Consider the following 18140-nt stretch of genomic DNA (forward strand, 5'->3'; position numbering starts at 1 on the left):
TTCCCCAGTAAACGCGTAAATGAATGGAAATAGCTAACGTCCTTACGCTGCGGATTGAAAAATCGATCCGTCCAGACGAAGCCCCTTATAAAAAGCGCCGTTATATTGACGCCATTGCCCCGCGAGGTCAACCAAACCGGCCTATTCACCGCCTGAATAATGAGAATTAACGACATTGAATTTGATGCTTTTATAACCCAAAAAACGGCAAGAACAGCGAACAGCGCCGGACTCTGCCCTCCTCTATACACGCAAAGCCAGTGCACACTTGTAGCCTTTCCAAGCACATCCCCCTATAATTTCGCCTTTTGACGGCGCCCAAAGGCTCAGACTATAAGGGCTGCGCTGAACTTGGTATTAAAGGAGAGAGACTGTGGAACGCGAATCGATGGAGTTTGACGTCCTGATCGTCGGCGCTGGTCCTGCGGGTCTGGCTGCGGCCTGTAAAATTCGCCAACTGAGCGAAAGCACCGGCCAAGACATCAGCGTGTGTGTAGTAGAAAAAGGCTCCGAAGTCGGCGCCCACATCCTTTCAGGCGCGGTCTTCGAGCCCACAGCTCTGAACGAGCTGTTTCCCAACTGGAAAGAGATGGGTGCACCGTTGAACACTGCGGTCACTGGCGACGACATCTACTATATGACCAGTGCGGAAAAGGCGACCAAAGTACCCGGTTTCGCCGTCCCCAAGACCATGCACAATGAAGGCAACTACGTCATCAGTCTCGGCAACCTCTGCCGCTGGCTGGCAGAGCAAGCAGAAGGCATGGGAGCAGAAATCTACCCCGGCTTTGCCGCTTCTGATGTACTTTATAACGAAGATGGCAGCGTTAAGGGTATTGTGACCGGCGACATGGGTATTGCTGCCGACGGAAGCCAGAAAGACAGCTACATGCCCGGCATGGAGCTGCACGCCAAATATACTCTGTTCTCGGAAGGTTGCCGCGGCCACTTGGGTAAGCGGCTGATTGAGAAATTCGACCTGAGTGCGGGCAAAGATCCCCAACACTATGGCATTGGGATCAAAGAACTGTGGAAAATCGATCCAGCCAAACACGAAGAAGGCAAAGTTATTCACGCCACTGGCTGGCCGCTTTCAGAAAATGGTGCCTTTGGTGGTAGCTTCCTCTACCACATCGAAGACAACCAAATTTCTATCGGCCTGATCACCGATCTGTGCTATGACAACCCCTGGTTGTCGCCCTTCGAAGAGTTCCAACGCTTCAAGCAACACCCCGTTATCAAACAGTACCTTGAAGGGGGCGAGCGTGTTTCATACGGCGCTCGGGCCATCTCCAAAGGCGGTCTTCAGTCTCTGCCCAAAATGACCTTCCCAGGCGGCCTGCTGATCGGCTGTGACGCCGGCACACTGAATTTCGCCAAGATTAAAGGCAGCCACACTGCAATGAAATCGGGCATGATCGCTGCGGAAGTGGTTCACAAGGCCTTGACGGCCGACAGTAAATCCGGCGAAGAGCTGACCGAGTACACCACCGCCTTCGAAAACTCCTGGCTGTATGACGAACTCTACGCGCAGCGTAACTTTGGTCCTGCGCAACACAAATGGGGCAACTTCATCGGCTCGGCGTACGCCTTCGTTGACATCAATATCTTCAACGGCAAACTCCCGTGGACAATGCGCGATGATCATGCGGACTACGCGCAGATGAAACCCGCTGACAGCTGCAAGAAAATCGAGTACCCGAAACCTGACAACAAAATCAGTTTTGACCGCCTCAGCTCGGTGTTCCTGTCGAATACCAACCACGAGGAAGATCAGCCCTGTCATTTGACCCTGAAAGACCCAGAGCTGCCAATTCGCGAAAACCTGCCGAAATACGCCGAGCCTGCTCAGCGCTACTGCCCGGCCGGTGTTTACGAGGTAGTTGAGGATGAGAGCGGCACAGCGCGCTTCCAGATCAACGGCCAGAACTGCGTTCACTGCAAAACCTGTGACATCAAGGATCCGGCTCAGAACATTGTCTGGGTAACGCCTGAGGGCCTGGGCGGCCCCAATTACCCCAACATGTAAAACCCAAAAGGGCAGCTTACGCTGCCCTTTTTTTTGCACGACTATTGATGACACATCAATGCTTCAGCCACCCATCGCCATGACTGGCAACAGCGAGAATCGATCAGCAGCTCCCCAACTCAAAGTTACTGCCTGAGGAAGCCAAAATCAGCTTCCCATCTTCTTGTTCCGCCATCTCCACCAGACGATAGAACGAAGCGCGATTTACCCTCGCCGCCAAGCCATATTCCGTCATGACGCTGGGTTGCGGCTCTCCAGAGGTTTCATCTTCGGTCACGATTAATGGGTGTTCAGCAGCAATCGCATACCAGCGATCAACATTGGTTTTTACCGCAACACGCTGCTCAAGAGTGCCTTGATTTTCGATTTCCGTATCAACGACGATGAGCGGCAGGTCATCGACAATCAGCCGCCACTTTTCGACAGGCGTCACCAGGTAATACTGCCCGTCGTCCTCACGGCGAAGAATAGACGAGAAGAGGCATACCAACTCGTGACGCTTGATCTCCCCGCCTTCATGAAACCATCGTCCGTCGGCCGTGATACGAATATCGATATCGCCACTGAGTTCCGGATGCCACTTGTCGAGCGGCGGGCGTCCCTTCTGCTCACTCAGTAGTTTCTCAATGCTGTCCAGCGCCGACATAGCCACCTCCTGCTCAGCGAATCAAGCGGACGTTGATCACTCCTTCCAGCGCCGCAATTTGCTCCAGCAACTCCTCGCCAACATCACTGGCGAGATCAATAAGATTGTAGGCAATTTCATCGCGGCTCTTGTTTAGCATATCAACGATATTGATGTTTGCATCGGAGAGAATGCCGAGAATACTGCCCAGAATCTTGGGCACATTGTGATTGGCAACCGCCAGTCGACACTCGCCACTGCGCTCCAGGTACAACGCCGGAAAGTTCACAGAATTGCTGATGTTGCCGTTACGCAAAAAGTCATCCAATTGATTCGCCGCCATGATGGCGCAGTTCTCTTCGGCCTCGTCAGTGCTGGCACCAATATGCGGCATGAGAATCACGTCGTTGCGACCAATCAGCTCAGGCGTTGGGAAATCGGTGATAAATTTACGCAGGCGCCCGGCGTTTAGGGCTTCTACGACCGCATCGATATTGACGATTTCTTCCCGCGCAAAATTGAGCAGACAGGTGCCTGGGCGGCAATTGCCCAGCAGATCGGCGTTAACCATGCCTCGAGTTGAATCGAAGACCGGCAAATGCAGCGTGATGAAGTCTGCCTTGGCGAACAGGCTGCCAATATTCTCCATTTTTTGCACCGCGCTGGGCAGCCGCCAAGCGGCATCGACGGACAGCGCAGGATCGTAGCCAATCACCTGCATGCCAAGATCCAGCGCTGCTCGGGCAATCATAGAGCCAATGGCGCCCAGGCCAACAATACCTAGCGTGCGCCCCTGCAATTCATTACCTTTGAAGCGCTTCTTTTCCTTTTCAAGCAGCTTGGCAAGCTCAGCACCATCCTTCATGTCGCCCAACGTATCGACATAGGCAATACCTTCAAGAATGCCCCGCGAGCCCAGCGTGAGGCCGGAAATCACCAGCTCTTTTACCGCATTTGCGTTGGCACCCGGGCTGTTAAAGACGGGAATGCCGCGCTGCGTACATTCGGCAACAGGAACATTGTTGGTCCCCGCCCCGGCGCGCGCGATGGCTTTTACCGATTCGGGAATATCAGCATTCTGCAATTTATGACTGCGCAGCAAAATGGCATCTGGCGAGCTAAATTCGCTGGCGATCTCGTATTGCTCTCTGGGCAGACGCTCCAGGCCTTTGACAGAAATCTGGTTCAAGGTAAGAATTTTGTACACACTTCCTCCTTCTCGTTTCACTTAACGGGCCGTGCCGGGCAGAATCTCCTGCAGCGACGCCAGCTCTTTACACTCCACTTTTGGAATACAGCGAAACGCATTGATATTATTAATTTTTCCCGCCACTACCAGAGCCGCAGTGAAATCGTCATCCTGGGCCAACAGACGCAAATCCCAGCGCCCTGCATCATCGGCATCCAGGCGCTTAACCTGCATGCCATCTAACAGCACGGAGAAATCGTGTAGCGGAATAGACAGCCCCTCACCACGCGCCTTGAGATAGGCCTCTTTTAATGTCCAGAAGCGGAAAAAGGCGGTCAGGCGCCCTTCAACCTCGATCTCTTTGAGAGCCGCCATTTCGGTGTCGGAAAGGTAATCATCCGCTGCATCCAACATCCCCTGGCTGTCGGTCTGAAACTCGACATCAACACCAACATCGACGCCATTGGTGACAGCACACAGCGTCAATCCGTGGGTATGAGCAGCATTAAAGCTTAAATTATGCTGATGCTCGGCGAGGCTCGGCTTACCATAGCGGTTAACCTCGAATTGCAAGGCTTCAGGCGCCATATCAACATACTCTGCGAGCACACAGCGCAAAAACGCTCGGCTCGCCAAATAGTCCTCGGCCTGGCCGGCATGCTGGCGCTGCTCGTATTCCTCCTGCTCATCAGGAGACAGCCACTGCATGTAATGTTGTAGCTTGGGTTTAATGCGGGGATCATCGGTCGCACAGCACCAGATATCGACCTGGCCGGCAGACAAACGCCTGAATTCACGCGTTGTCGTCATTATTATGTCCTTGCCGGGCCGAAAATCACGCACCCGGTTCTCTTAAGAGCAGAATCAAGGGCGCTGCTGCGCCCCCTCTCAGTTGATACTGATTTCTGCGGTGTTCCACAAAATATTAAAATAGCTAGCGAAAGCCTGTGAGGCAGCATTTTGATTCATGCTGCGACGTACGCTCGCAAGTGTCTCTGCGTCCAGCGCAGCACGCTGCCCTGCCTGATGGTCTCTCAGTTGCACCACTAAGTAATCACCCGTCTGACGATGTAGCGTCGACGCACTCACACCACTTTCCTCTGGCAATGGCATTTGGAATACGAAGCGGCGCAGATCCTGTTCAACAGAAATGTCCGTTCTGCGGATAGACTGGGATGCCTGCCATTCCAGCCCCCTCGCCTTGGCGACGGCTTCCGCTCGCTCGCCTGCCGCCATGGCCGCCTCAATTTCCTGCGCATCGGCAACGGCCAACGCCTGAGCTTTCTCAGCCTTCAACTCCGCACTGATATCGGACTTAACCTCGTCAAAAGGCAGAGTTTCCGGCGCTTGGTAAGCATCGACATGAATAACCAAGAAGCGTTCTGGGCTCAATTCAAATACATCGCTGTTTAACGCCTGGTCGCGCAACTCAGCGTCAAAGGCCGCCTGTTTGACGCGCTCATGGCTAAAGAGTTCGCTGTCAGCATCTTCCGTCAGCCAATCTGTCTCTTTGACCTCCAGCTCCAGTTCCTTTGCTGGCATGCTCAAATCTTCCGCGTTGAAAACCAGATCTCTCAAGGTTTCTACCGCGGCCGTCAGTTCCGGCTGCGCTTTCTGGCGGCGCAGACGCTCTGTAATCTCCAATCTCATGGAGTCGAGGCTTGGTGTGTCAGCTTCTTTGATGCTCAGCAATTTAATCAGATGTAACCCCGCCTCGGTTTCCACAGGCTGTGAGACTTGCCCTGGCTCAAGGGAGGCCAAGGCCTCTTCAAATTCAGGAGGGAAACTGTCCCCGCGGGTAAAGCCGAGACGACCGCCATCATCAGCAGAGCCTACGTCTTCAGACAGCGATTTTGCCAATGCCTCGAAGGACTCCCCCGCCATCAGCTTCGCCTCTGCGTCCTTCAGTTTTTCGAGCGCTTGTTCTCGACTTTGCTCATCGTTTATCTCAAGCAAAATATGCGCAGCCTCTCGCTCTGACTCAGTGTTCAGATTGGCCACCATATTTTCGTATTCGGCCTGGACCTGCTCCTCAGAAACTGGCTGATAAAACTGCTCTTCGTTCAATTCCAGATAGGAAAGCTTCACTTTCGGCTGACTCTGAAAGCGCGCACTGTTGGCATCATAAAAGTCACGCAGCTCGTCTTCACTGACCGTGACCTGGTTTTCATACTTGCTCAACGGCACGGTAACCGTGTGGAAGCCCCGTGTTTCGTATAGGTAGGCCACGGCATCATCAACATCAGCGTCCGTAACAAACGCCGAGGACGCAACTGATGCCGAGAGCTGCTGAATGCGCAAGTCAGCACGCAACATTTGCTTGAACAGAGCGCCGCTGTACCCCTGCAGCCTCAACACTTGCTGATACAGGTCTTGAGAAAAGCGGCCATCTTCCTGAAATTGCGGCATACCCGCAATGACGGCATTGAGCTGCTGATCGGAAACCTCAATACCGGCTTCATCGGCGGCTTGAAGTAACAATTGTTGCTTGATCAATGTATCCAGTGCGGGTTTGCGTAACACGGCATCATCAAGCATGGCCGGATCCAATTGCTGCCCCATTACAGAAATAAGGCGGCGCTTCTGCATCGCGATCGCCTGCTGCAATTCTGCCTCGGAGACTTTTTCGCCATTAATGCTTGCCGCTGGCGGCTGGGATGAGGTGTTAAAAAGGCTGTCGATTCCGAAAAGCGCAAAGGGAACAATAATGATGGCGATGATGACTTTCGCGGCCGTTCCCTGAATGTTATCCCTGATGTTCTGCAGCATGTACGTTGGACCCGTTTAAATATAAAAAAAGCGCATCTTTCGATGCGCCTTTCGACAGAGGCATACCCTCTTTTCAGTGGCGGCTCTGCCTAACGCTATAAGCTGTTCGCCCTTAGTTGCAGGCGTCTTTCAGCGCTTTACCCGCTTTGAAACTAGGGATCTTCGCAGCAGCGATTTCGATCGGCGCACCAGTCTGAGGGTTACGGCCGGTACGGGCAGCACGCTCTTTGACACTGAAGGTTCCGAAGCCAACCAGTGATACTGAATCGTTTGATTTCAGTGCATTAGTGATCGCTTCGACGGCGGCGTCCAGTGCACGCCCAGCCGACGCTTTGGACAGGTCTGCGGACTCAGCAATAGCGTCGATTAGCTCAGATTTATTCACTTATCCTTCCCCTTCAAATTGTTATGAAAAACCGTATAGCAACGCTGGTGACAACCTACACGCATCGATAAATTACGCGGTAGCTGCCGACTCAGAGAGAGGGTTTTATACCAACTGCCATGGGGCCGGTCAAGGAAACTCTGCGCCACCGGACGCATTATCGCAAATATGCCAAATACAGTTGCCACGGGGGCTGGAGGCTGGTTAATAGATAGCCAACCTCAGCCAAAAACGCTTTATCATATTTTTATTCAATGCGCATTAGGGCGAGCGTTTTCCGCGTTCTCCCGAGATGCCTCAACAGCTTTTTGACCGTCATCAAGGCCGGCAAGATATTCCTCTTCAGAAATTTCCTGAGGAATGCTTTCGAGCGCAATATTGAGCACTTCGTCAATCCATTTGACGGGCCGAATATCGAGGTCTGCTTTGATATTTTCTGGAATCTCTTTCAAATCGCGCTCATTTTCTGCCGGAATCAGCACGGTACGGATGCCACCTCGATGCGCGGCCAACAATTTTTCCTTCAGGCCGCCAATCGCTAACACCTGCCCTCGCAGGGTAATTTCCCCCGTCATCGCAACATCGCTGCGTACGGGAATACCGGTTATCACTGAAACAAGCGCCGTACACATGCCTATCCCGGCAGACGGACCATCTTTTGGCGTCGCACCTTCCGGCATGTGAATATGGATGTCGTGGCGGTCGTGATATTTAGCGGGAATACCAAGGCGCTTGGAGCGACTACGAACGACGGTCATTGCGGCCTGAATAGACTCCTGCATCACGTCTCCCAGAGAGCCGGTCTGCACCTGCCGTCCCTTGCCCACGACCGACACAGCCTCGATGGTCAGCAACTCACCCCCCACCTGCGTCCATGCCAGCCCGGTGACCTGGCCAACCTTGTTCTCCTCTTCGGCCTTACCGAAGGTGTATTTACGTACGCCAAGGTAATCCTCAAGATTTGCCGCATTCACCACGATTGGCGTCGACTCATCACTGAGCGCGACATTCTTGACGATTTTCCGGCAGATTTTGGCAACCTCTCGCTCCAATGAGCGCACCCCTGCCTCTCGGGTGTAATAACGAACAATGTCCTGCAATGCGTCGTCATTGATTTCAGCTTCTTTGGCTTTGAGGCCATTATTTTTGAGCTGCTTGGGCACCAGATAACGGCGTGCAATATTAATTTTCTCATCCTCGGTGTAACCGGGGATTCGAATCACTTCCATACGGTCCAGCAGCGCAGGGGGAATATTGAGCGAATTCGACGTGCAGATGAACATGACGTCCGACAAATCGTAATCCACTTCCAGGTAGTGGTCGTTGAAAGCGTGGTTCTGCTCAGGATCCAACACCTCCAATAACGCTGATGCCGGATCGCCACGGTGATCCATCCCCATTTTGTCGATTTCATCCAGCAGGAATAACGGGTTACGAACGCCGGTTTTCGACATTTTCTGGATGACTTTGCCCGGCATGGAACCGATGTACGTGCGGCGATGACCGCGAATTTCAGCTTCGTCACGCACCCCACCCAGCGCCATACGCACGAACTTCCGATTCGTAGCACGCGCGATGGACTCGCCGAGTGACGTTTTGCCGACCCCAGGAGGCCCTACCAAGCAGAGCACAGGGCCTTTCACTTTCTTCACTCGTTTCTGGACTGCGAGATACTCAAGAATACGGTCCTTGACCTCTTCAAGCCCGTAATGATCACTGTTGAGGATCTCTTCCGCTTTCTTCAGGTCGTGTTTAACCCGAGAACGTTTCTGCCACGGGATATTAACCAGCCAGTCGATGTAACCGCGAACCACTGAGGCTTCCGCCGACATCGGCGACATCATCTTGAGCTTGGAGAGTTCCGCTTTTGCCTTCTCCAGCGCCTCTTTACTCATGCCGGCGTCACTGACACGTTTTTCGAGCTCTTCAAGCTCATTGGCGCCATCTTCCCCCTCACCCAATTCGCGCTGAATCGCTTTCATCTGCTCATTGAGGTAGTACTCGCGCTGGCTTTTCTCCATCTGCTTCTTAACGCGACCGCGAATCCGCTTTTCGACCTGAAACAGGTCTATTTCAGACTCCATCAGCGCCATCAAATGCTCCAAGCGCTCGCGCTCATCGCTCATTTCCAGTACAGCCTGCTTCTGCTCCAGGTCCATACTCATATGCGCTGCAACGGTATCAGCCAGGCGTCCTGGTTCGTCAATACCAGCGAGTGACGTCAGAACTTCGGCGGGAATTTTCTTACTGAGATTGATGTACTTTTCAAACTGCGACACCGCAGAGCGAAGCATTACCTCGGCTTCCTCAGCAGGAATTTTCTCTTCAGGCAAAGCAACAATTTCCGCCTGAAAATACTCTTCTTCAGCGGTGATGCTGTTTATTTCTGCTCGGTAATCGCCTTCGACAAGTACCTTGACCGTGCCATCGGGAAGCTTCAACAATTGGAGAATATTGGCCACGGTACCAATGTCGTAAAGGTCTTCGGTGCCCGGCTCATCAACATCGGGGTTCTTCTGGGCAGCGAGAACGATCTCTTTATTGCTGGACATTGCCAGCTCCAGAGCACGAATAGACTTATCGCGTCCGACAAAGAGCGGAATCACCATATGGGGATAAACCACAACATCCCGAAGGGGAAGCAGCGGCAATTCCAGGGTCTCACGTGTATCAGCCATTAGCTCGCCTCGTAGTAATACTGTGAACGCCCGCAGGCAATAAATTCTACGGCTTACGGACGGCTATGGTTCTAAGATGGGGACTTGCCAGGGGAAAAACAAGACTTGACTGTAAACAAAATGACAAAAGCCGCCTGTATAGGCGGCTTTGCAGGCCTTACTCTTCAGGAGCGGCTTTGCGCTGCTCACTGTAGACCAGTATCGGCGGCGATTCGCCATTGATCACGGAAGCATCTATAACCACTTTGCTGACATTGTCGACAGAAGGCAGGTCATACATCGTATCCAGCAACACCGACTCCAAAATAGATCGGAGGCCGCGGGCGCCAGTCTTACGCGCCATGGCCTTCTCTGCGACGGCACGAAGACCATCGTCACGGAAATCAACCTCGACACCTTCCATCTCGAACAATTTAGAGTACTGCTTGGTCAGCGCGTTGCGCGGCTCAGTCAGAATATTGACGAGCGCATCGGCATCCAGCTCTTCCAGTGTCGCAATGACAGGCAAACGACCGACAAACTCAGGAATCAGGCCGTAGCGCACCAGATCTTCCGGCTCGACATCAGCCAAGACTTCACCCACGTTACGAGATTCATCTTTGCTTTTGACCTCAGCACCAAAGCCGATTCCGCCTTTTTCTGAGCGGTCGCGAATCACCCGGTCCAAGCCAGCGAAGGCACCACCACAAATAAACAGGATATTAGCCGTATCCACCTGCAGAAACTCCTGCTGGGGATGCTTGCGGCCTCCCTGCGGCGGAACCGAAGCCACGGTACCTTCAATCAGCTTCAACAGCGCCTGCTGCACACCCTCACCCGAGACGTCACGGGTAATTGACGGATTGTCTGATTTACGCGAAATCTTGTCGATCTCATCGATGTAGACAATACCCATCTGGGCCTTTTCTACATCGTAGTCGCACTTTTGCAGCAGTTTCTGAATGATGTTCTCGACATCCTCGCCGACATACCCCGCCTCTGTCAGCGTCGTAGCATCAGCAATGGTAAACGGGACATCGAGCAGGCGCGCGAGCGTTTCAGCAAGCAAGGTTTTACCGCTACCGGTGGGGCCCACAAGCAGAATATTGCTTTTGCCCAGCTCCACATCATCCTTGTTCTTGTCGCCATATCGCAGGCGCTTGTAGTGGTTGTATACCGCTACCGCCAATACCTTTTTGGCACGCGACTGGCCAATAACATACTGATCCAGCGTCGCATTAATTTCCTGCGGAGAAGGCAGTTTGCTGCTACCGGACTCGCCAGCGGCTTCCTGCACTTCCTCGCGGATAATGTCGTTACACAGGTCTACGCATTCGTCACAAATGAACACGGAGGGGCCCGCAATGAGTTTGCGCACTTCGTGCTGACTTTTGCCGCAGAATGAGCAATACAGCAGTTTGCCGTTGTCGTCTGCGCCGTCTTTACTACTCATTAACACTCACCTTGTCGATGTTTCGGGGCGAATTTACTTCTGTAAATTAAAATGACCCCTTTTACCCAGTTTTGCAAGTCGCCGGGTACGATCTCTCATACCCTACGGCTTAGCTACGCGAAGTGATGACCTGGTCAACCAAACCGTAATCGCATGACTGCTGGGCATTCATAAAGTTATCCCGCTCAGTGTCGCGAGAGATGGTTTCGTAGTCCTGACCGGTGTGCTCAGCCATCAACTGATTCAAGCGCTCGCGAATAATGAGAATTTCACGTGCATGGATATCGATGTCGGTAGCCTGCCCCTGAGCGCCGCCACTGGGCTGATGGATCATCGTGCGAGCATTGGGAAGAATATAACGCTTACCCTTCGTACCGCCGCTCAGCAAAAATGCCCCCATACTGGCCGCTTGACCGATACACATCGTGCTGACGTCAGGCTTGATAAACTTCATCGTGTCGTAAATGGACAGTCCTGCAGTGACCGAGCCACCCGGAGAGTTGATATACAAGTGAATATCTTTGTCGGGGTTCTCAGATTCCAAGAACAGCATCTGCGCCACGATCAGGTTGGCCATGTGATCTTCCACCGGGCCGACGCAGAAGATAACGCGCTCTTTCAAAAGGCGGGAATAAATATCGTAAGAGCGCTCGCCACGGGCGGTCTGCTCAACGACCATGGGGATCAGGCCGAGGTTATTAATGGTATTGTTGCTGATTCCGTCGAAATTGCGGGACATACTCAATTCTCTTAAGTGGCGTGAATTGACTGTTACGTTATGGCATGCCAGAAAAAAATCAAGCGGCGGAACCGAAGTTCAGCCGCTTGACGAGGAATACGAGATCAGCTTGGAAATTAAGCTTCTTCGTCTTCCGAAGACGGCGGCGACATAACCTCTTTGTAGCTTAAAGTTTCTTCGCTAACCTTCGATTTTTCAAGCAGTTTCTCAACTACTTGCTCTTCAATCACAATGCCTTCAATCTGCTGAAGCTGCTGAGGCTGACTCATGTACCAGTTGATGACTTCTTCTTTGTCCTCATAGCTGGCGGCCATTTCTTCCAGCGTCTCACGAACCTTATCGGCATCGGCTTTAATTTCTTCAGAGCTGATCAGCTCATTCAACACCAGCCCCAGTTTTACGCGACGCTCAGCGTTGTCGCGAAACAGGTCATCTGGCAGGATGTCGGCCGGGTTCAATTTCTCAGCGAGAGCACCGAACTGCTGCATCTGCTGGTTGCGCAACGCATCGATCTCTTGCGAGATCAAGGCCTTCGGCACTTGCAGATCGCCGTGAACCGCCAATACGCCATCCATCACTTGAGTTTTAATGCGGTTCTTGGTGGCATTTTTCAACTCTCGCGCCATGTTTTTTTCAACTTCAGCACGAAATGCTTCTTCACCACCCTCTTCTACACCGAATGCTTTGAAGAATTCATCATCCAGCTCAGGCAGTTTGCGCTCTTTAACCGCGTTGACCTTGATCTTGAACTCGACAGCAGCACCTTTCAGCTCTTCGCTGTGATAGTCCTCGGGGAAGGTCAGTGCGACGACTTTTTCCTCACCGACAGTCATGCCCACGATGCCATCTTCGAAGCCTGGGATCATACGGCCAGAGCCCAATTCGAGGTCGGTACCTTCTGCCTTGCCACCTTCGAATTCTTCGCCGTCTTTGGTGCCGACAAAGTCGATATTGACTTGATCACCTTCGGCTGCCGCACGCTCTGCCACTTCCCACGAAGCGCGCTGTGTCCGCAGATTCTCGATCATTTCATCGATATCAGCAGTGGTAATTTCTGCCACCGGCTTTTTAACTTCAATGCTGCTGTAATCTTTCAGCTCGATTTCCGGGAACACTTCAAAGGTAGCGACAAACTCAATGTCCTTACCCTCATCCAGGCTTTTGGGCTCTATCTCCGGACGACCGGCAGGTTTGAGGCCTTGCTGCTGAATCGCTTCGTAGAATGAGTCATTCATCACCTGGCCAAGAACTTCCATACGCACAGACTGGCCGAAACGCTGACGGATCACCCTCATCGGTACTTTACCTGGACGGAAACCATTCAGTTTGACGGTCTTAGCCGCTTCCTGGAGGCGGCTGTCCACTGCGCTATCAACGCGCGACGAGGGGACACCTACGATTAAGCGACGCTCAAGACCTGACGTCGTTTCTACAGAGACTTGCATGGAAGTTCCTCAAAAGCGATCTAACACACGAACCGCTTTCAGAGCGGCCCGTTTTAAGAATTCTATGAAATGGTGCGGATGGAGAGACTCGAACTCTCACGCCTCGCGGCACCAGAACCTAAATCTGGCGTGTATACCAATTTCACCACATCCGCACACGCTAAGCCGTTGATAATTAACGACTTACTAACAGTTTCGTCCAGCCCGAGCTGAACGAGGCGGGAAATTGTGCCACAGGGCCTGCCCACGATCAAGCAAAGCCCCGTCGCACAGGCCTTTCCGAAGAAAGGCCGGGAAGCACGTTAAACGCGCTCGATGATGGTGCTGATGCCCTGTCCCATACCGATACACATGGTCGCCAGACCGATGCTGGTATCCTGCTGCTCCATCACATTAATCAGCGTAGTAATGATGCGAGTACCGGAACAGCCGAAGGGGTGGCCCAGAGCAATAGCGCCGCCGTTGAGATTCACCTTATCGTCCATCTTATCCAGCAGACCAAGGTCTTTCAGCACAGGCAGCGCCTGGGCCGCAAACGCCTCGTTAAGCTCGACCGTATCGATATCATCCATGCTCATACCCACACGCTTCAGTGCTTTCTGAGTCGAGGGGACAGGGCCGTAACCCATGATGGACGGATCAACACCGGCAACTGCCATGCTGCGAATTTTCGCACGTGGAGTCAGACCGAGGTCCATTGCACGCTGGCCGGACATCACTATCATCGCAGAAGCCCCATCAGCGATCTGCGAGCTGGTGCCCGCAGTGACTGTGCCGTTTTTGGGATCAAAAGCAGGACGCAGTGACGCCAGACCTTCCAGCGTGGTGTCGCCGCGAACCGTAGTGTCAGCTTTCACCAGTACTTTGCGACCCTCTTCATCATGGCCCTCAATCGCCATAATTTCCTTGTCGAAAGCACCACGCTCTTGAGCCGCCGCTGCACGCAGATGAGACCGCAGACCGAACTCATCTTGCTGCTCGCGGCTGATGCCGTGCAGCATACCCAGTGCTTCAGCGGTCATTCCCATCATACCCGCGGCACGCGCTACGTACTTGCTGGCCTGAGGGTTGGGGTCAACACCGTGGTTCATCGCCAGATGCCCCATGTGCTCAACACCACCCACCATGAAAGTGTCACCGAGACCAGCGGTAATTGACGCCGCAGCGGTGTGCAGGGCTGACATGGAGGAGCCACACAGGCGACTGACGGTCTGGCCTGCGACTTCGTGGGGAAGCTTGGTCATTACCGACATCATCCGAGCGATGTTCCAGCCCTGCTCATTGGTCTGGTTAACACAACCCCAGATCACATCTTCAAACAATGCAGGATCAACACTAGGGTTGCGCGCCAACAGCGCATCAACCAGCGCCGCTGACATATTTTCCGCACGCACGTTGCGGAAAACACCGTTTTTTGAGCGCCCCATGGCAGTACGGGCGCAATCTACAATTACTACATCTGTTGCTTTGAAGTTCATCGTTCTGTCTCCGCCCGATTATTTAAAGAAAGATTCGCCTTTGGCCGCCATCTCGCGCAGGCTGTCAGTAACCTGATACAGCTTGCCAAGGTCGGCGTAGCGATCTGCCATTTCCACGAAGGCTTTCACGCCCATCTGATCGATGTAGCGCATTGCACCGCCGCGGAATACCGGGAAACCAATACCCATAATGAGCCCCATATCGGCGTCTGCCGCACTGCCGACAATGCTCTCATCCAGGCAGCGAACCGTTTCGATGCACATTGGAATCATCATGCGAGCCAGGATGTCGTCGTCGCTCAGCTCAACACTGTTCATCTTGGCCTCAGCGGCCATTGACAGCGCAGTTTCGTCCTCAGTCTTCTTAGGCTTACCGCGCTTATCTTCCTCGTACTTGTAGAAGCCGATGCCGTTCTTCTGACCGTAGCGGTTCGCTTCAAACATCATCTGCGAAATACCTTTAAAAGGATGACGCATACGATCCGGGAAGCCTTCTGCCATCACTTCTGCGGCGTGGAAACCGGTGTCGATGCCGACCACGTCCATCAGATAAGCCGGCCCCATAGGCATACCGAAGCGCTCCATCACTTTATCTACGTGACGGAAGTCGGCGCCATCGCGCACCAGCATGTCGAAGCCCGCGAAGTACGGGAACAGCACGCGGTTGACAAAAAATCCGGGGCAGTCGTTTACAACGATCGGCGTCTTACCCATTTGCAGGGCGTACTTAACTGTGCGCGCAACGGTTGTTTCGCTGGTCTTTTCTCCGCGGATAACCTCAACCAGCGGCATGGCATGTACCGGGTTAAAGAAGTGCATACCGCAGAAGTTTTCCGGACGCTCCAGTGCTTCGGCCAGATAGGTAATGGAGATCGTTGAGGTGTTCGACGCCAGTACCGCGTCCTCGCGGATGTGTTTCTCCGTTTCGGCCAACACAGCGTGCTTGACCTTTGGGTTCTCAACCACAGCCTCTACGATAACATCGGCTTTATCAAAACCGTCGTAGCTCAGCGTCGGACGAATGCTGCTCAGCACTGCCGCCATTTTGTCCGGGGTCATACGACCGCGGGCAACACGCTTGGACAACAGTTTGCCAGCCTCTTTCATGCCCAGCTCAAGACCCGCTTCAGCAATATCTTTCATCAGAATAGGCGTGCCTTTATAGGCAGACTGGTAGGCAATACCGCCGCCCATAATCCCGGCACCCAACACGGCGCCCTGTTTAACATCGCCACCCTGCTTGGCAATAGTTCTGGCAGTTTTGCTGACGCCCTGCTCGTTCAGGAACAGACCCACCAACGCATCAGCCTGGGGCGTGCGGGCCAGTTTGATGAAATGCTCTATTTCCACTTCAATCGCTTCATCGCGGCTTAGCGTGGCGTTGCGCTCCATAGACTTAACGGCTGTCACAGGTGCAGGCATATTTTTACCCGCTTGCTGTGCCACCATCGCTTTACCGGTAGTAAAGGCCATCATGCGCTCAATATCGTTCAGCTTAACAGGCGACATTTTTTCTTCGCGACGTGCCTGATAATCAAACTCGCCTGCCAGGGTTTTCTTCAGCAGGTCTACAGATGCATCTTTTAGCAGTTCAGGAGCCACTACGGCGTCGACGCCGCCGTCTTTCAATGCAGCGTCTGGCTTTTGCTGGTTACCGGTGGCCACCCAAAGGTTGGCATTGTCGCAACCGATGACACGAGGCAGGCGCACAGTGCCGCCGAAACCGGGGTTAATGCCCAGTTTGACCTCAGGAAGTCCCACGACAGCCGCAGACGACATCACGCGGAAATCACAAGCCAGACACATTTCATAACCACCGCCCAGCGCAACGCCATTGATGGCAGCAACAGTCGGTACAGGCAGGTCTTCAAAAGCGTTAAAAATGGCATTGGCTTGTTCCAACCAACCGCGCAGCTCGGCGTCTGGCAGCGTGAACAGCTCAGTGAATTCAGTGATATCGGCGCCCACAATAAAAACCGGCTTGCCGCTGGTAACGACCACCCCTTTCAAGCCTGACTCACTGGCCAAAGCCTGAGTAGCTTCGCCGAGTTCTTCCAAAGTCAGCCGGTTAAATTTGTTGACGGAGTCGCCCTGAAGGTCGAAGCAGAGCTCCGCGATGCCATCTTCCAGAAAGCTTGCGCTTAACGCCTTGCCTTGATAAATCATTGTTTTCCCTCTAATCGAGTTCTCTAGTCGAGATGTTGGCGGCGGCATTTGCCTAAAGCAACATGTTTACCATGTAAACATCCGGGTGCAAAACTACCCGAAAGCGATAGGCAAGGCAAGCCGCCGTGTTAAACCCCATTGCCCTACTCGGTGAGGCAATCGGGATCGAAGCGATACTCTTCCCTGAGCCACCCGGCCAACTCAGCCGCCGCAGGGTGATCGATACCATCACAACGCAAAGCCAGTACGGATTTCAAGTCTGTGGGCATCCCATCCAAGCCTTGACGCTGAAAGACATCAGCATATTCCACCAGCACCTCAGCAAGCTCAGCGGGTAAGGTCATCAGGGCGGACTTAAACGCCGCATCAGGACTGAGGCCCTGTTCATAGCCCGCAGGCAAACCCTGCAATGAGAGAAAGGATAGATGATAGGCGTTCATTGGGTTAACAAAATGCCCGCTACAGGCCTCTTTCAACCAGGGCTGTCGCCCACGGAACGGCAGGACATTTAAAAACCGGCTACTCTTGCGACCGTCATTCACCGGGTAATTATCCCAAAGCAGCGGCTTGCGCCCCAGCAATTCACTCGCGCGGTGCATATCTTCGCGGCGATACTCGGTTGAAATGACCTGGGGCCCAGTCCACAGCAAATCGACCTCAGCGCCCAAGCCGCTGGCTAATTGCTCGAAATAGCCTTCAGGGCAGCGGCCAAACAGGGTTTCCAGAATAGGATCGTCGCTGTAATAGCTGGGGCACATGGCCAGCCTAACCTCCGGCAGTGCGTCCCTTACAACGGCCATGACTGCCAGTTGACGCGCTGCGAGCTGGGGAACTCCCGCAGGCAGATCATCAAATAGAATCCAAAGTATGGCCGGTTTCAGGGATTGAATTTGCTTTAGCTTACGTCGAAGATCACGCTGATCCTGATCACCGAATTCGCTCTGCAAACCCGCTGGCGACAGCCCCACCCCCCAGTCGATACCAGCCTGAATGGAAGCCTCTGAGAGGGACCGCAACCTTGCCGAATGCTCTTTGGAAAAGTCGTCACGCCAGCGACTGCGCAAACTACCATCCCCTTTAGGGGCATAGATATAGGCGTTGTACCCCCAGTCTCGCAACAGCCGGGGAAGTTCCCGACGCTGCTCCCAGCGCCACTGGCGACCGTAAAAACCCTCAATGACGCCCAGCGGCCACCGTTTCATCGC

13 protein-coding genes and 1 tRNA gene are annotated in these 18140 nt (G+C 53.4%); 1 reads left to right on the forward strand and 13 read right to left on the reverse strand.

What is annotated here, in order from left to right; translation table 11 throughout:
- Positions 1-373: 373 nt before the first annotated feature.
- Complete coding sequence (locus tag G411_RS0100540) at positions 374-2029, forward strand: electron transfer flavoprotein-ubiquinone oxidoreductase (protein WP_022957214.1); 1656 nt, start codon at positions 374-376, stop codon at positions 2027-2029.
- 103 nt (positions 2030-2132) lie between these two features.
- On the opposite strand, the gene G411_RS0100545 is transcribed toward G411_RS0100540, so the two are convergent.
- From G411_RS0100545 to G411_RS0100605, 13 genes are all read right to left on the reverse strand, one after another.
- Positions 2133-2675 (reverse strand): DUF1285 domain-containing protein, encoded by a 543-nt coding sequence (locus G411_RS0100545; RefSeq protein WP_022957215.1) that lies wholly within the window; start codon positions 2673-2675, stop codon positions 2133-2135.
- Between the two features lie 13 nt (positions 2676-2688).
- The gene (locus tag G411_RS0100550; protein WP_022957216.1) at positions 2689-3861 is read right to left on the reverse strand and encodes a phosphoglycerate dehydrogenase; all 1173 of its coding nucleotides are present in this window, start codon (positions 3859-3861) and stop codon (positions 2689-2691) included.
- Between the two features lie 21 nt (positions 3862-3882).
- The gene (locus G411_RS21230; protein ID WP_022957217.1) at positions 3883-4653 is read right to left on the reverse strand and encodes a 4'-phosphopantetheinyl transferase family protein; all 771 of its coding nucleotides are present in this window, start codon (positions 4651-4653) and stop codon (positions 3883-3885) included.
- Between the two features lie 78 nt (positions 4654-4731).
- A complete protein-coding gene (locus tag G411_RS0100560) occupies positions 4732-6612 on the reverse strand; it encodes a SurA N-terminal domain-containing protein (protein WP_022957218.1) in 1881 nt (626 codons plus the stop codon).
- A 112-nt stretch (positions 6613-6724) separates the two neighbouring features.
- Complete coding sequence (locus tag G411_RS0100565; RefSeq protein WP_022957219.1) at positions 6725-6997, reverse strand: HU family DNA-binding protein; 273 nt, start codon at positions 6995-6997, stop codon at positions 6725-6727.
- Between the two features lie 251 nt (positions 6998-7248).
- The gene (lon, locus tag G411_RS0100570) at positions 7249-9675 is read right to left on the reverse strand and encodes an endopeptidase La (RefSeq protein ID WP_022957220.1); all 2427 of its coding nucleotides are present in this window, start codon (positions 9673-9675) and stop codon (positions 7249-7251) included.
- Between the two features lie 157 nt (positions 9676-9832).
- Positions 9833-11107 carry an ATP-dependent Clp protease ATP-binding subunit ClpX gene (clpX, locus tag G411_RS0100575; RefSeq protein WP_022957221.1) on the reverse strand — a complete coding sequence of 425 codons (1275 nt, stop codon included), beginning with the start codon at positions 11105-11107 and terminating at the stop codon, positions 9833-9835.
- 109 nt (positions 11108-11216) lie between these two features.
- Entirely contained in the window at positions 11217-11846 is a 630-nt protein-coding gene (clpP, locus tag G411_RS0100580; RefSeq protein WP_022957222.1) for an ATP-dependent Clp endopeptidase proteolytic subunit ClpP, read from the reverse strand.
- Positions 11847-11962: 116 nt separating this feature from the next.
- A complete protein-coding gene (gene tig / locus G411_RS0100585; RefSeq protein ID WP_022957223.1) occupies positions 11963-13291 on the reverse strand; it encodes a trigger factor in 1329 nt (442 codons plus the stop codon).
- Positions 13292-13361: 70 nt separating this feature from the next.
- Positions 13362-13446, reverse strand: a tRNA-Leu gene (locus tag G411_RS0100590).
- Positions 13447-13593: 147 nt separating this feature from the next.
- Positions 13594-14769, reverse strand: coding sequence for an acetyl-CoA C-acyltransferase FadA (fadA, locus tag G411_RS0100595; protein ID WP_022957224.1), 1176 nt, complete (start codon positions 14767-14769; stop codon positions 13594-13596).
- An 18-nt stretch (positions 14770-14787) separates the two neighbouring features.
- Complete coding sequence (fadB, locus tag G411_RS0100600; RefSeq protein WP_022957225.1) at positions 14788-16935, reverse strand: fatty acid oxidation complex subunit alpha FadB; 2148 nt, start codon at positions 16933-16935, stop codon at positions 14788-14790.
- 143 nt (positions 16936-17078) lie between these two features.
- Positions 17079-18137, reverse strand: coding sequence for a beta-N-acetylglucosaminidase domain-containing protein (locus G411_RS0100605; protein WP_022957226.1), 1059 nt, complete (start codon positions 18135-18137; stop codon positions 17079-17081).
- Between the last annotated feature and the right edge of the window lie 3 nt (positions 18138-18140).

The sequence above is a fragment of the Spongiibacter tropicus DSM 19543 genome, assembly GCF_000420325.1.
GTDB classification, from domain to species: domain Bacteria; phylum Pseudomonadota; class Gammaproteobacteria; order Pseudomonadales; family Spongiibacteraceae; genus Spongiibacter; species Spongiibacter tropicus.